Annotated in this window: 10 protein-coding genes and 8 tRNA genes; all 18 read left to right on the forward strand. The window is 36.2% G+C overall.

What is annotated here, in order from left to right:
- Positions 1 to 2: 2 nt before the first annotated feature.
- The 18 genes from tolB to ACNSN2_RS05110 all read left to right on the forward strand — a co-directional run bounded on the left by tolB (position 3) and on the right by ACNSN2_RS05110 (position 13,483).
- Positions 3 to 1,361 (forward strand): Tol-Pal system beta propeller repeat protein TolB, encoded by a 1,359-nt coding sequence (gene tolB / locus ACNSN2_RS05025; RefSeq protein ID WP_010392790.1) that lies wholly within the window; start codon positions 3 to 5, stop codon positions 1,359 to 1,361.
- A 35-nt stretch (positions 1,362 to 1,396) separates the two neighbouring features.
- A complete protein-coding gene (pal, locus tag ACNSN2_RS05030; protein WP_010392787.1) occupies positions 1,397 to 1,936 on the forward strand; it encodes a peptidoglycan-associated lipoprotein Pal in 540 nt (179 codons plus the stop codon).
- Between the two features lie 13 nt (positions 1,937 to 1,949).
- On the forward strand, positions 1,950 to 2,702 hold the full coding sequence (gene ybgF / locus ACNSN2_RS05035) for a tol-pal system protein YbgF (protein WP_054200671.1): 753 nt from the start codon (positions 1,950 to 1,952) through the stop codon (positions 2,700 to 2,702).
- A 171-nt stretch (positions 2,703 to 2,873) separates the two neighbouring features.
- A tRNA-Lys gene (locus tag ACNSN2_RS05040) sits at positions 2,874 to 2,949 on the forward strand.
- Positions 2,950 to 3,019: 70 nt separating this feature from the next.
- Positions 3,020 to 3,095: transfer RNA gene (locus tag ACNSN2_RS05045), tRNA-Lys, on the forward strand.
- 65 nt (positions 3,096 to 3,160) lie between these two features.
- A tRNA-Lys gene (locus tag ACNSN2_RS05050) sits at positions 3,161 to 3,236 on the forward strand.
- 65 nt (positions 3,237 to 3,301) lie between these two features.
- Positions 3,302 to 3,377: transfer RNA gene (locus tag ACNSN2_RS05055), tRNA-Lys, on the forward strand.
- A gap of 65 nt (positions 3,378 to 3,442) precedes the next feature.
- Positions 3,443 to 3,518, forward strand: a tRNA-Lys gene (locus tag ACNSN2_RS05060).
- 66 nt (positions 3,519 to 3,584) lie between these two features.
- A tRNA-Lys gene (locus ACNSN2_RS05065) sits at positions 3,585 to 3,660 on the forward strand.
- Positions 3,661 to 3,725: 65 nt separating this feature from the next.
- Positions 3,726 to 3,801, forward strand: a tRNA-Lys gene (locus ACNSN2_RS05070).
- Positions 3,802 to 3,949: 148 nt separating this feature from the next.
- On the forward strand, positions 3,950 to 4,990 hold the full coding sequence (gene nadA / locus ACNSN2_RS05075; protein ID WP_008466811.1) for a quinolinate synthase NadA: 1,041 nt from the start codon (positions 3,950 to 3,952) through the stop codon (positions 4,988 to 4,990).
- Positions 4,991 to 5,159: 169 nt separating this feature from the next.
- Positions 5,160 to 5,249: transfer RNA gene (locus tag ACNSN2_RS05080), tRNA-Ser, on the forward strand.
- 78 nt (positions 5,250 to 5,327) lie between these two features.
- The gene (locus tag ACNSN2_RS05085) at positions 5,328 to 6,626 is read left to right on the forward strand and encodes a tyrosine-type recombinase/integrase (RefSeq protein WP_418608682.1); all 1,299 of its coding nucleotides are present in this window, start codon (positions 5,328 to 5,330) and stop codon (positions 6,624 to 6,626) included.
- Between the two features lie 232 nt (positions 6,627 to 6,858).
- A complete protein-coding gene (locus tag ACNSN2_RS05090; RefSeq protein ID WP_418608683.1) occupies positions 6,859 to 7,950 on the forward strand; it encodes a tyrosine-type recombinase/integrase in 1,092 nt (363 codons plus the stop codon).
- A gap of 465 nt (positions 7,951 to 8,415) precedes the next feature.
- Entirely contained in the window at positions 8,416 to 8,913 is a 498-nt protein-coding gene (locus ACNSN2_RS05095; protein WP_418608684.1) for a hypothetical protein, read from the forward strand.
- The gene (locus ACNSN2_RS05100) at positions 8,910 to 10,310 is read left to right on the forward strand and encodes a relaxase/mobilization nuclease domain-containing protein (RefSeq protein WP_418608685.1); all 1,401 of its coding nucleotides are present in this window, start codon (positions 8,910 to 8,912) and stop codon (positions 10,308 to 10,310) included. The genes ACNSN2_RS05095 and ACNSN2_RS05100 overlap by 4 nt, the downstream gene beginning before the upstream one ends.
- A gap of 213 nt (positions 10,311 to 10,523) precedes the next feature.
- Positions 10,524 to 12,917, forward strand: coding sequence for a hypothetical protein (locus ACNSN2_RS05105; RefSeq protein ID WP_418608686.1), 2,394 nt, complete (start codon positions 10,524 to 10,526; stop codon positions 12,915 to 12,917).
- Positions 12,918 to 13,120: 203 nt separating this feature from the next.
- Entirely contained in the window at positions 13,121 to 13,483 is a 363-nt protein-coding gene (locus ACNSN2_RS05110; RefSeq protein ID WP_418608687.1) for a hypothetical protein, read from the forward strand.
- Positions 13,484 to 13,656 lie beyond the last annotated feature (173 nt).

The following is a 13,656-nucleotide window of genomic DNA, read 5'->3' on the forward strand; positions in this document are numbered from 1 at the left end:
ACATGTTTAACAAAATTAAAATAGCCTGTTTAGTTTTAATATTAGGGTTTCAGGGTGTTGCACATGCGGCACTTGAAATTGTTATTACTGAAGGTATTGACGGCGCAAGACCGATTGCGATTGTGCCATTTAAATACCAAGGTATTGGTCCTATTCCACAGCAGCTAAGTGATGTAATTGCTGCCGATTTAATGCGCAGCGGTAAGTTTAAGCCTGTGAGTGTGTCGCAAATGCCACAACAACCTCACAAAGATGCTGATATTGATTACGGTGCCTGGGTTAATAAAGGTGTCGAGGCTGTATTGGTTGGTGAAGTAGAGCAGCAAACCAATGGACGCTATTTAGTGCGTTATGAGTTGGTTGATGTTATTCGCGGCCAAATCACTGGCGGTGAAACACAAATGATGAGCAACGGTAAGCTGGTTCAAAGCCAAGACCATATTTTAGAAGCGCGTCAAAGCGTGATTGGTGAAACCGGTTTTCGTCGTTACTCGCATCGTATTAGTGATGTGATTTATGAAAAACTAACTGGTGAAAAAGGCGCGTTTTTAACAAAAATAGCCTATGTTATTGTACGTGATACTGATGAAAAGCCGTATCAGTTAGTGGTTGCCGACTACGATGGCTTCAATGAACAAGTACTATTACGCTCAAAAGAGCCGTTAATGTCGCCAGTATGGTCGCCCGATGGGACTAAATTAGCGTATGTAACGTTCGAAAATCGCCAGAGCCAAATTTTTATTCAAGACATTTATACCGGTAAACGTGAATTGATCACCAGCTATAAAGGAATTAACGGTGCGCCGCAGTTCTCGCCAGACGGTAAAAAGCTACTGTTAGTGCTGTCAAAAGATAAAACTGGTGCAACTGAGGTTTACTTATTAGACTTACTAACACGTAAAGAGACACGATTAACACGCCATCGTAGTATAGATACCGAACCTTCGTGGTACCCAAATGGTCAAGATATAGTATTTACGTCGGAAAGGGGTGGTAATGCTCAGATTTATAAGTTAAATTTAAAAACTGGCAGATCTCAAAGATTAACCTTTGATGGTGACATGAACCTAGCGGGTTCTATTTCGCCAGACGGAAAAGAATTAGTGATGGTAAACCGTACTAACGGACAGTATCATCTTGCTAAGAAAGAGTTGGCTACAGGTGCGTTCCAAGTTTTAACTCGAACTCGCCTTGATGAATCGCCGAGCATAGCGCCAAATGGCTCGATGATTATATACAGCACGCTCCATAATAATAAACAGGTACTTGCGCTAGTATCGATGGACGGCCGTTTTAAAGCACGCTTACCTGTGCTTGATGGACAAGTGAAGGCACCGGCTTGGTCGCCATATTTACAGTAATAATTGCTGGTTTACTCAAAATAGGAATCTACTCAATGCAACTTAACAAAATACTTAAAGGCCTGCTAATTGCTGTGCCAGTAATGACGCTAGCAGCTTGTAGCTCATCTTCAGATATCGATGAAAATGCAGCTAACCAGTCTAACCAAGCAACTGTTGAGCAAACAACAACTGATACAGTTGAAGTAGCAACAATGACGCCAGAGCAAAAAGCAGAAGAGCAACTTCGTCAAAAGTACGAAGCGCTTCGTCAAGAGCAAATCATTTACTTTGGCTTTGACACTGCAACGATTCAAGGTCAATACGGCGAGCTACTTCGTGCACACGCTGAGTTTTTAGTTAAAAACCCTTCTGTTAAAGTATTAATCGAAGGCCACGCAGATGAGCGCGGTACACCAGAGTACAACATTGCACTTGGTGAGCACCGTGGACAAGCAGTTGAAAAATACCTACAAAGCTTAGGTGTTTCTGCAAGCCAAATGTCAGTAGTTAGCTACGGTGAAGAGAAACCAATGGTTAAATCTCGCACTGAAGAAGCTTTCGCTAAAAACCGCCGTGCGGTACTAGTTTACTAAGATAAGAGATATTATGAAGCCGAAAATTATTTTGGCAGCCATGATATTGAGCGGGAGCACCCAGTTAATGGCTGCTCCCGCTCCTGTTTCAGAAGCTGCAAGTTCACAGTCGAGCATTGAAAAGCGTTTAGCAACCCTTGAAAGCATGATGCAACAACGTAATTTCTTACAAGTAGAGTTACAGCAACAGCTTAACTTACTGCAAGATGAAGTGAGTCAAATTCGCGGTGTTACCGAAGAGCAAAGCTATAAACTTGAAAAGGTATTGCAGCGCCAGCGCGAGCTTTATCAAGAAATAGAAAACCGTGTTAGCCAAGCATATGCTAAACCGGCTACTCCAGCGCCTACAGCAGACTACACGCAACCAGGTAGCGATCAGAGCTACAGCAGTGATTTATCTGAAAACGAAGCGTACGAGCGTGCTGTTGCGCTTATAATGAAAGATAAGCGCTATGACCAAGCTATTCCAGAATTTCAAGCGTTCTTAACAACGTATCCAAATTCAGTGTACACCTCAAACGCACATTATTGGCTTGGGCAATTATTAACGATTAAAAATGACGGTGTAAAAGCAGCCGAGCATTTCAAAGTAGTTGTTAACGAATTTCCAAACTCAAATAAGCGCCCAGATGCAATGTTAAAGCTTGGTACACTTTTACAAGAGCAAGGATTAAAGGCTGAAGCGCAAAAAATACTGAATGAGCTAATCAATCAGTACCCAAGTACAACTGCTGCTAAACTAGCCACAGATCGCTTATCAAAATAAATGTTGATGCTTGATTAGACTGCTTTTTGTCATAAGCGGTCTAAATTTGCTCAACTAGACATAAAAACTTAAAAAAAGAGACAATTTCGGTTGCACTCATTTTATAAATAAGTATTATAAGCGCCCGCAGCAAACGAATGGTAACCCCACTCGAAATGCGACAAAAAGAGCGGGTCATTAGCTCAGTTGGTAGAGCAGTGGACTTTTAATCCATTGGTCGATGGTTCAAGTCCATCATGACCCACCATTCTTTATTGTTAATAAAGTTTGGTCTTTAATCGGCGGATTTACGTAAAGTGTTAACAAACACAGTGAGCGGGTCATTAGCTCAGTTGGTAGAGCAGTGGACTTTTAATCCATTGGTCGATGGTTCAAGTCCATCATGACCCACCATTCTTTACTGGATGGTTATAATCGGCGGATTTACGCAGCCTTACTTTTTATAAGTAAACCAGAGCGGGTCATTAGCTCAGTTGGTAGAGCAGTGGACTTTTAATCCATTGGTCGATGGTTCAAGTCCATCATGACCCACCATTCTTTACTGAATGGCTATGATCGGCGGATTTACGCAACCTTACTTTTTATAAGTAAACCAGAGCGGGTCATTAGCTCAGTTGGTAGAGCAGTGGACTTTTAATCCATTGGTCGATGGTTCAAGTCCATCATGACCCACCATTCTTTACTGAATGGTTATAGTCGGCGGATTTACGCAGCCTTACTTTTTATAAGTAAACCAGAGCGGGTCATTAGCTCAGTTGGTAGAGCAGTGGACTTTTAATCCATTGGTCGATGGTTCAAGTCCATCATGACCCACCATTCTTTATTGAGTGGTTATAATCGGCGGATTTACGCAGCCTTACTTTTTTATAAGTAAACCAGAGCGGGTCATTAGCTCAGTTGGTAGAGCAGTGGACTTTTAATCCATTGGTCGATGGTTCAAGTCCATCATGACCCACCATTCTTTACTGGATGGTTATAATCGGCGGATTTACGCAGCCTTACTTTTTATAAGTAAACCAGAGCGGGTCATTAGCTCAGTTGGTAGAGCAGTGGACTTTTAATCCATTGGTCGATGGTTCAAGTCCATCATGACCCACCACTTCTGGTACACTTTCTCCGTATAATATATTTCTTAGTATCTCCCTTATTTTTATTTATAAACTGCCTGACTAGATTGCTATTATTTAGCGTTCGTTTCTCGTATAATTTGCGCTATTAATTGCACTGTAAATAAAGTGGTCGAGAACATGAGTTTAGCTCAAACTATTATGCCTGAAGGTTATATTTTCCCTCCTAAGCCGGCACCGTTAACACAAGACGAAAAAGGCGAATATAAAGCGCGTATAAAACAATTACTGCAAGAGAAAAACGCGGTACTTGTTGCTCATTATTACACTGATCCTGAAATTCAAGCACTTGCTGAAGAAACGGGCGGCTGTGTAGCCGATTCACTCGAAATGGCGCGTTTTGGCGCTCGCCATGAAGCCGATATGATCATCGTCGCGGGTGTACGTTTTATGGGTGAGACTGCTAAAATTTTAACCCCTAACAAAACCGTGGTTATGCCAACACTTGAAGCGACTTGTTCATTAGATATTGGTTGCCCAGTGGATGAGTTTTCAGCGTTTTGTGATCAACACCCAGACCGTAAAGTGGTAGTGTATGCTAACACTTCTACCGCGGTTAAAGCGCGTGCTGATTGGATAGTTACCTCATCGTGTGCACTTGAAATAGTAGAGCACTTAGATGAGCAAGGCGAAAAAATTATATGGGGTCCAGATAAGCATTTAGGCAGTTATATTCAAAAGAATACTGGCGCCGATATGATCATGTGGAATGGCGCATGTATCGTACATGATGAATTTAAAACCAAAGCGCTAAAAGACTTTAAAGTATTGCATCCAGATGCAGGCGTATTGGTGCATCCCGAATCACCGGCTGAAATTGTTGAACTTGCTGATGCTGTTGGCTCTACTAGCCAGCTCATTAAAGCAGCGCAAACTATGCCGAATAAAAAGTTTATTGTGGCGACCGATCGCGGTATCTTTTATAAAATGCAGCAACTATGCCCAGATAAAGAGTTTTTTGAAGCGCCAACGGCTGGTAGCGGCGCTACATGTAAAACTTGCGCTCACTGCCCTTGGATGGCAATGAACGGCTTACAAGCGATTGAGGAAGCACTGATTGATGCCAGCGGTAAAGAAGTGTTTGTTGATATGGATTTGCGTGAAGGCGCACTTAAATCATTAAATCGCATGCTAGACTTTACAGCCAATATGGCAAAATAATAAATAGCAATATAATGCATTAGATAAAGGCGATACTCAGGTATCGCCTTTTTATTTGCTTATGAGTAGTTAGTTTGATTATTGAGCAGTTAAAAGCATGATGTTAAAAAGGCCTTGCACCAAGCAAGTGTATTTCATACTATAGCGCGCTGTTGCAAAGCAACATTGTGGAGAGATGGCTGAGTGGCTGAAGGCGCACGCCTGGAAAGTGTGTTTAGGTTAATCCCTAACGAGGGTTCGAATCCCTCTCTCTCCACCATTATAAATTATTGAAAATAAAAGAATAAGTACGTCAAATCCTCCTTTATTCTGCTCGGTGGTTCAATCGAGTGGTGCAATGTACTTAATCAAAGATAGAAATAATACTTACTATACTAGAATCCCTCTTCCTAAAGCATTACGGGACAGTGGATATCCATTTTCTGTAAAAATCTCCTTGAAGACCAAGGTCAGATCTATAGCAGTTGATAGAAATCTTTCAACCTCACTTTTTATTCGACGACTACTTCCTTATGTTTACTCTTGCGCCTCTGTTAATCAGTTCTCAGCATGGTTTCACGGTAAGGTCGCGGAGTTTAGAGAGCATAGCTTCAATAGCGACGTAATAGCTAATCAAGCAACTTTTGAGGGTAGCGAAATATTAGAGCCCTCGCTAAAAGTTAATTTATCGTCAGCGCTGGCTGAGTTTATTGAAGCAAAAGAAGCCGATCAGATTTCATACCGCTCTCTTAATCAATTAAATCTAAGAATTAATCATTTTATCCAATGGTCAAAAGATATTCCTTTATCTACAGTCACCTCAAAAATAGCGATGAATTATCGAAATTTTCTAATCAACGAAGGAAGAAGTTATAAAACAAATCATAATTACTTATCAGCAATCAACCAGTTTTTAAAATGGTGCACTGTAATGGAATATATCCCATCTAATCCTTTTACAAAAATAAAACTGGGTCAGAAGCCAAGTAAGAAAAAACATGAAGAAAGGCTGAGATGGAATGAAGAACAGTTGTGTCTATTATTTACTTATCTACAATCACGGTATCAAATAACTAAGTACTCTGAATTTAAAAAAGCGGATTTATGGGTACCACTATTGTGTTTGTTTTCCGGAATGAGGGTATCTGAAGCTTGTCAATTAACAGTTGACTCTATTATTGAAATTGATGGAATTAAAGTGTTTAACATCGATAGTGCTGATGAGTACACACATTTAAAAACTGATAATGCTTATCGACAGATACCAGTTCATTCTCATTTATTAGATTTGGGATTTCTCAATTTCATTGCTAAGCAGAAGTCACGCGGAAATAAATTACTTTTTAATGAAAAGCCAGATGATGAGTATGGTGACTGGAGCAAAAAGATCAGTTCTCGCTTTTTGCGCATATTGAATAATTTAGGAATGAAAGCTGGTAATCGACCCACTATATATGGATTAAGACATACATTTATTGACGAGCTTCAACAGGTAGATGTCAATGAAAATATTGTTGCAGAATTGGTTGGACATTCGAAAAAAAATATTACATTTGGAAGGTATGGAAAACAGTTAAACATCAAACTTTTGAAAGAAAAAGTAGAGTTATTCCCTAAAAACCTCATAAATTTAAAAATAATTGAAAAAAACTTTTAAAATTTTCTGAAAAAAAATGATTAAGCTTAACACTATGAAAGATATAGTATTTATTTTATTACCAATACACGGTGAGTATTAACCAAAAATGTCGTATGGTGCTCATTGTGTATTAATAAAGTCATGTTAATCAATGCCTTATATTGATTTCGGGTTTGACAGTTAATATTAATTAGTTATATCTTTGCATCGCAGTCGCAATTCAGCGAGTGCTGAAAAAGGTATTAACAATATGAAAATCGAAATTTTTAAAATAGAGAATGAAACTAAATTAAGTGCAGTAATCGATCACGCTACAAAATTGAAATGTTCAGGTTTAGCAAATAGCACTCAAATAGGACATTTAAAAAAATCAAATCAGCTTAAAAGTTGGATTGGGCATTATGTTGCAGGAGAGTTTAAAGAAAACGAATGGTTACAATTCGAAGCTGAATTATTTGCAATGGGCTATGCGCCTAAAACTATTAAAAACTTTATGGAAATTATAATGCCGACTATTAGAGTTTTAATCAACGCTGGCTTCTTAAAGTCTAACCCGCTTGGAAAAAAAGCTCTTCATGTATCAGATGATAAGTTACCTAGTGTATTCACCGTTAATGATATTAGACGCCTCATTACGATTGATAACTCATTTAAAGCTGAAATCCTACTTGTTCAGTTTGCATTATTAACAGGATTACGTATCGGGGAGCTATTAGCATTAAATGAAGAAAGTTTTAACCGAGCCGATGGCCAATACCTAGTTGAGTTTACGCTTTCTATGGGGGAGTATAAGGTGACGAAAACTAAATCTTCAAGGAGGGTAATAGATTTATCTGACAATGCTATTTCTATTTTCGAACAATTAATCTTGCTAGCTAAAGCTCGTCCAATTTCAAATATTATTATTACTCAAAGAGATAATATTACTGTTAAAAGTTACAAAAGAACTATGTTGGCTTATAACTCAAAACGTAATGAAATATTCAGTCATGTTGATGACTTTAAAATAGATTTCTTTAAAACTCACTGTGAATCACGTGGAGTTACTTATTTACCGCCAAAAAATTTAAGGCATACTTTTGCAAGTCAACTTTTAACAAAGGGTATACCGCTAGCTTGGGTTGCTAAACAAATGGGGCACACAACAAAAGAAATGATTGAAAAGCACTATGGTGTTTGGATAAAAGAAGATGCAACAGAAACATACGACAAAGTTGAAGAGCATTTTAGTAAGTACTTTGAGCTTCCTAGTGTGAAAGCTGCAAACGATGATGTATTTGAAACCCAGCCAATTTCACTTTGGAAAAGATTACTTTTGACTTTCTGTAAAAAAGCAAGCTAGCAATTAGCTTATAGTAATTAAAGGCTCGAATAAGAATATGAATAATGCCTTTATTTACGAAACTACTAACTCATCAAAAATTAATTAAATTTATTTTTACCTTTCAGTTTATTACCATTCTTGCAAAACCAAAATCTTAAAATACAGTTTTTCCAAATACTTATAGAAATTAACCAAGGCTATATTTTAGGTTTAATGTATATAAAACAAATGGCCAATTAAATCAGTGGTTTAGGCTTGTTGACTGTGTGAGTTATTTGTGTTTTTATTAATATAGTCCTTGCAAAAGTAAGTTAAATTTTTGGTGCAGGGTAGGTCAAATAATCACTATTATCATAGTTGTTATTTTGACTGTATGTCTGCTCCCGCAGTACATAATAATATTAATCAGACGATTAATGGATAATGCTTAAATAATAAAATAACAGGAAAAAATAGCGGTCGTCATAGCATATAGGTAATGTTATGACTGAAAATCATACAAATACAGATGAACGCCGAGTTCATCGAATCACAACATATTTCTCAAAAAGAGAACTTTCTCTATTTCTCGAAGCTTTTAACGTATCAACGATTGATAATAGTAGTCAATTCATTCGTCATCAGCTAATGCGCTCAATCGACCCTAATGCAAAAATCGAGATCTCTGTTCCTGAAGTCAATAAAAATTTAGCAATTGAAATGACAGACTGCATATCAGCATTAAATCGTTTGGTATATTTTCTAGAGCAAGAGACTCTTACTGATGAAGTAAGATCAGATGAAACTAAATTTGACTCAATAAACAATGCCATAAAATACGTGAAAGAAGTCGACAAAGCCGCTTGGGTGCTAGCTAACTTCTTTAAAGGTAATATCCATAAAAAGCATGTAATGCAAAATATGGCTCTAATGACGTTTAATAGTGACGAGCTATTTGAGTTAGCGATCCTTTCCATGGACAAGGGAGGTAATGAAACATGATCGTTGAATTCGTAGAAACCAAAAAACAAGATGCAAGAGGAACTGCATCAACCCTTGCAAATTATATATGCAAGATAGAGGATGGCGGCTCTGGAAAAAGTTATGAAACAGTAAGATTTATTGGTGCTAGCTCATCTATGTGCGTTACAAGTCCATTTCATTCCACTAATTTTGACTCGGAAGTTAATGCACCCAAATACCAAGTTGATTGCAGTGCAATTATTGAAGAATTTGAGAAAGCAGAGAGTAAAAATCGAAGAGTTAAACATCCATACCTTCATATTGTAATTTCGTTACGTGAAAATGAAACGTTAACGTCATCACAATGGCATCAGTTGATAAAAGACTACGTAAAAAAAATGGGGTATACAGATCATCATTGGTTTGCATGTTCACATTCAAATACCATTAACCAACATGCACATATAATGCTTTGCTGCATTTCAAATACACCATCTTACAAAAAACTCAAGGATGGTCAAAATTATAAAAAATCAGCTTTAGTTCGACAAGAATTAGAAAAAAAGTACTCATTAGAGCACGATAATAATCCTTATACAGGAGACTTATGTAACAAAGTAAGTAACCCTGAAATTAAGACTAAAATTCAAGAAGTTAGAAGCATCATTGACGTAGTAATGACAAACCCAAAGAGTGAACAATTATCATTACCAGATTTTATAGACGCCTTAATAAATAAAGGTGTTGGCTGTCACGTACAATTACAAAAAGGAGAAGTTAAAGGGTTGAGCTTTAGTTTGGGTGAAGATTCGTTTAGGGCAAGTAAAATGGGCCTTGGATATAAATTTAAAGATTTGCAGAAAAAAGGACTTTTCTATAATAAAGATGCGCATTGGAAGTCTGTAGAAGAGTCGAATCAATTGGAACTTAAGATGACGGACTTAATTAGCAATGGCTTTAAAGCAGCTACTATGGAGTTAGGTGAGCCAAATCAACATTATGTTCTAATCCCTAGTCCGGAAGTAAAAAAGTATCCGTTAGACAAATCAAATCACAGTTATCAATTTTTTAAACTTTGGATTCCGGTTTCTACCCATGGAAAAACCAAACAACAAATTGAAAGTGAAATTATGCAAATGAAAATGATTCGACTACTGCTAAAAGTATATTTTCAGTGGTTATACTCTAGAAATAAATCTAAACAAGAACAAAACGGCGTCAGATTTAAAAACTCAAATTATGGAATATCAAAAGGTATAAATTTAAGCAGTGAGCAACTGGGAAATATAGTTAAAGTGCCCAATAATTTTAAAATGTTAAAATTACACGATTGCTTACTAATTTCTAAAAAAGAGTTTCTACGCTTAAAAAGCAAAGACAAAAGAAAAATATCAAAACCGCCATCGCAATTTGCGATGGATATATCTATGTTTTAGACGTTCTCTTTCTGTCCCAAACTTGCCGTATTTTATATATATAAATATGATGATTTTGGGACACATTCAATTGTTTCAATTCAAATTATTTTGAATATTATCATTTCATATTCGTGACCCGCCACTTTTATCAAAAGTATACTAGCCCTCTAATAGGTAAAGCGGTGGAAGGACAGATAAAATAAGCTCCTCATTAAATATTGGAGCAAATAAATGAATTTAAATAGACAAGTAATTAAATGTATTAATGATGAACGGGGCTATGTAAGAGCAGCAAATGATGATTATTGTTTCACTGATCATAAACAGCTTGAAAAGCGACTGAAATGTAAAAATGATGATTTAATATATTTGGCAGATTCAGTTAACTTAAAGCATGTTGTTAAGCTAGCTTTTAAACATCAATGTGTTCTTTATATAAATAAAAATACTAAATATGACTTTTCAAATAAGTATGACAGTAAGCAGTCGAAACTTGAGAATGCATTAATATTGCTTAGTTTAGCCGAAGAACCAATCTTATTGAATTGTGCGGTAGATATAGTCTCAGACATACTAAAGCACCATATTCCGTTTAAAATGTCTTTATGCGACGCTCAAAGGCGTTTAGAGCAAAATATTAATCCAAACTTAGATGTAAAAAAGGCTTTGTCTCAGTTTTCCAAAAAGTATCAAAGGCACCGTAAATATATTAAAAAGTACATTGAACCAGATGCTAATAATAATATTAAAGTTGTTAAGCTCAGTTATCAATTCGAGCTACTAGATTATCTGAAGTCGCATAAAGGCATATTTGTTCTTAAAAGCGGAATGGGCAGCGGTAAAAGTAAATATGGTGTCTCTGCTTATTTTGAATACTTGTGCCGGAACTCAGAATATAAACCAACAATACTTACTCCAGATATTGCCTTATCAAAACAGATCGTTGCAGAGCAAGACCCTAGGCATTATCAAAGTAAAAATTTACCAAAAAATATGACAAGTTTGTCTGGCTTAGTTTGTTGCGTTAACTCTGCAACGACCAACGATAAGTTTTTCGAGTACATAAAGGAATCATCGCAAGTAATATTCTTGGAAGAGTTTGAGGAAAGCACTTTAGCGTTAACACAACAGCTAATTAAAACAGGTAAGTTGAGTGAACGCGGAGAGGCGATGGCACGCTTTTTTGAATTGTTAAATAAAGACAAGGTCATAATCGCAGATGCATTGTTTAGCGACTTAAGTGCTAAGCAGGTTATCGAAGAAACAAATAAAAACATCACAATTATTGAAAATACTGATCCAGTTCTTACTCCAAAAAGATCCGTAACAGTCATGAGCCGGAATGTTCATTTTAAACAATTGATAAATAATATTGATGAAGGCTCTACAGAAATAACGTTTTCAGATCAAGGCCAAAAATACTCAAGTAAGTTTTTCCAAAGCCGCGACATTGTGAAAACTAATGCTGAAAAAAAGCGGAATTCTGAAGTTAGAACACTAATTATAAATAGTGCGTTTCTTAAGAGTAAAGAAGGTCAGGTGCTAATAAATGATTTTGAAAATAGGATTAACGAGTACGACTATATTCAAATTTCACCTTCGCTGACATCGGGCTTAAATTTTGATTTTAAAGAAATAACTAGAGTTAATTTATTGGCAGCGAAAACCATACTACCCACCCAATTAATTCAGTCTAGTGGGAGGTTTCGGAGGGTTTTCGAAATACTTTTATCATTTTCACAGTCTCAAGGTATTTATCACCGTGACGCTGAAGCTATCAAATTCCAAGAGCTTATCGAAACTGTCAATGAAGACGAATACAGTGACGAAGTTTCAGTAATCAACAATAATCCAGATGTTGAAAGGGTAATATCACGAATACAGCACAATAATTTCATGAGATATCATTATGAAAATAATTCATTAATTATGCTTGAACATCTCGGTGTAGAGGTTAAATACGACAGCCAAACTAAATTAGTAGAAAAGTATCAAACAAACGTGACCGTAGATAAGTTAATGACGGTTAAAACCCTCCAAGCAAATGAGTATTCCCATTTAAAACACCAGTGGGAGGGATTGGACGAAGGGCAACGTAACCAGTTAAGAAAGTATGAAACTCTTACTTATTTTAATGTTTTAAATTGTGAGGGTTTATACCGAAGGGTATTAGAGTTCGATAAATTTTCAACGGGAAGATTTAAGCTAAATAATATTTATCTATGTAGAACAAATAAATCAGAGAAAAAACTAACGGCGTTGCAACGTATTAAACAAAAAGTATTCCGAAAAATATTGGATATATTAAAAATAGATATACATACATTTTCAGGACAATATTACAAATCTGAAATATTAGAGCTAGAAAAATTTATAGCACACGGCACTATAGAATTAGATAATTCTGTTATCGACATTCAAAGTATCGATAAATCAATATTTAAATTTAAGAGTGCAACCTATGAAAAAAAAGGATCTTTAGTTAGTGATATACTTAAAAATAATTTTGGGCTAGAACAAATTTCTAACAGGTCCAGAATTCAAGGCAAAAGAGTGTGGAGATATGAAATATGTCCATTAAGTATTAAGAATATTGAAGAGCTATATCTACTTGTGTATAGATAAAGGCAAGACTATAGAAGCTATATTTGCGATAGCAAATTGGAATATTTATCCGACTTAGAGATGCATGATCGTTAGGAGTTTGTGGGGTGTTATTGATGCCCCAAAACTTTACAATAATTTAAGGTCAACAGTCGATTGCAAAGGCCACTTAGGCCTTTAATCAAGAGTTTATTTTAGCAGCTAGCTATCAAAGGAATTGTAAAATGAAAAAACTAAGTATTATCTTTCTCGCATTAATTGCTACTCCTTGCGGTCATGCCGGCACGTTGAATTGGTATCGTGTAAATTGTATTGAAGATTCAAGTAAAGTGGGTGTTTGTAATGCCGTTGTCAGCTCCACTATTTCTGGAATTATTTCTGGTTATGCAGTCGCTGATAAAAAACCATTTTTTTGTGAGAATAGGTATTTTGCATCAGAGTATCTTCACACCGCGAATAGATTCAAACCTTACGCAAAAAATTTAACAGAAAATACTTATACAATTAAGCAGCAAAAAAGCATTCTTTTATCTGATTTTATAGTCGAGTATCTGAAATCTGATCTGCCATTAGAGGAATGTCTCTAAAGTTTAGATTCACAAGAACAGAACACATTATAACTATTTGCTCTACTATAAATATTTTTTATGTAATGCCATAAATCTGGGCATCTGTTTTATTTGGTTAAATTTTTTATAGGAAACAGATCCTATTAATAAATTTTAAAACCAGTTATATTTCCTGCTGTTTATGAACAAAA

It is taken from the genome of Pseudoalteromonas sp. US3C1013 (assembly GCF_048401115.1).
Lineage (GTDB): Bacteria > Pseudomonadota > Gammaproteobacteria > Enterobacterales > Alteromonadaceae > Pseudoalteromonas > Pseudoalteromonas undina.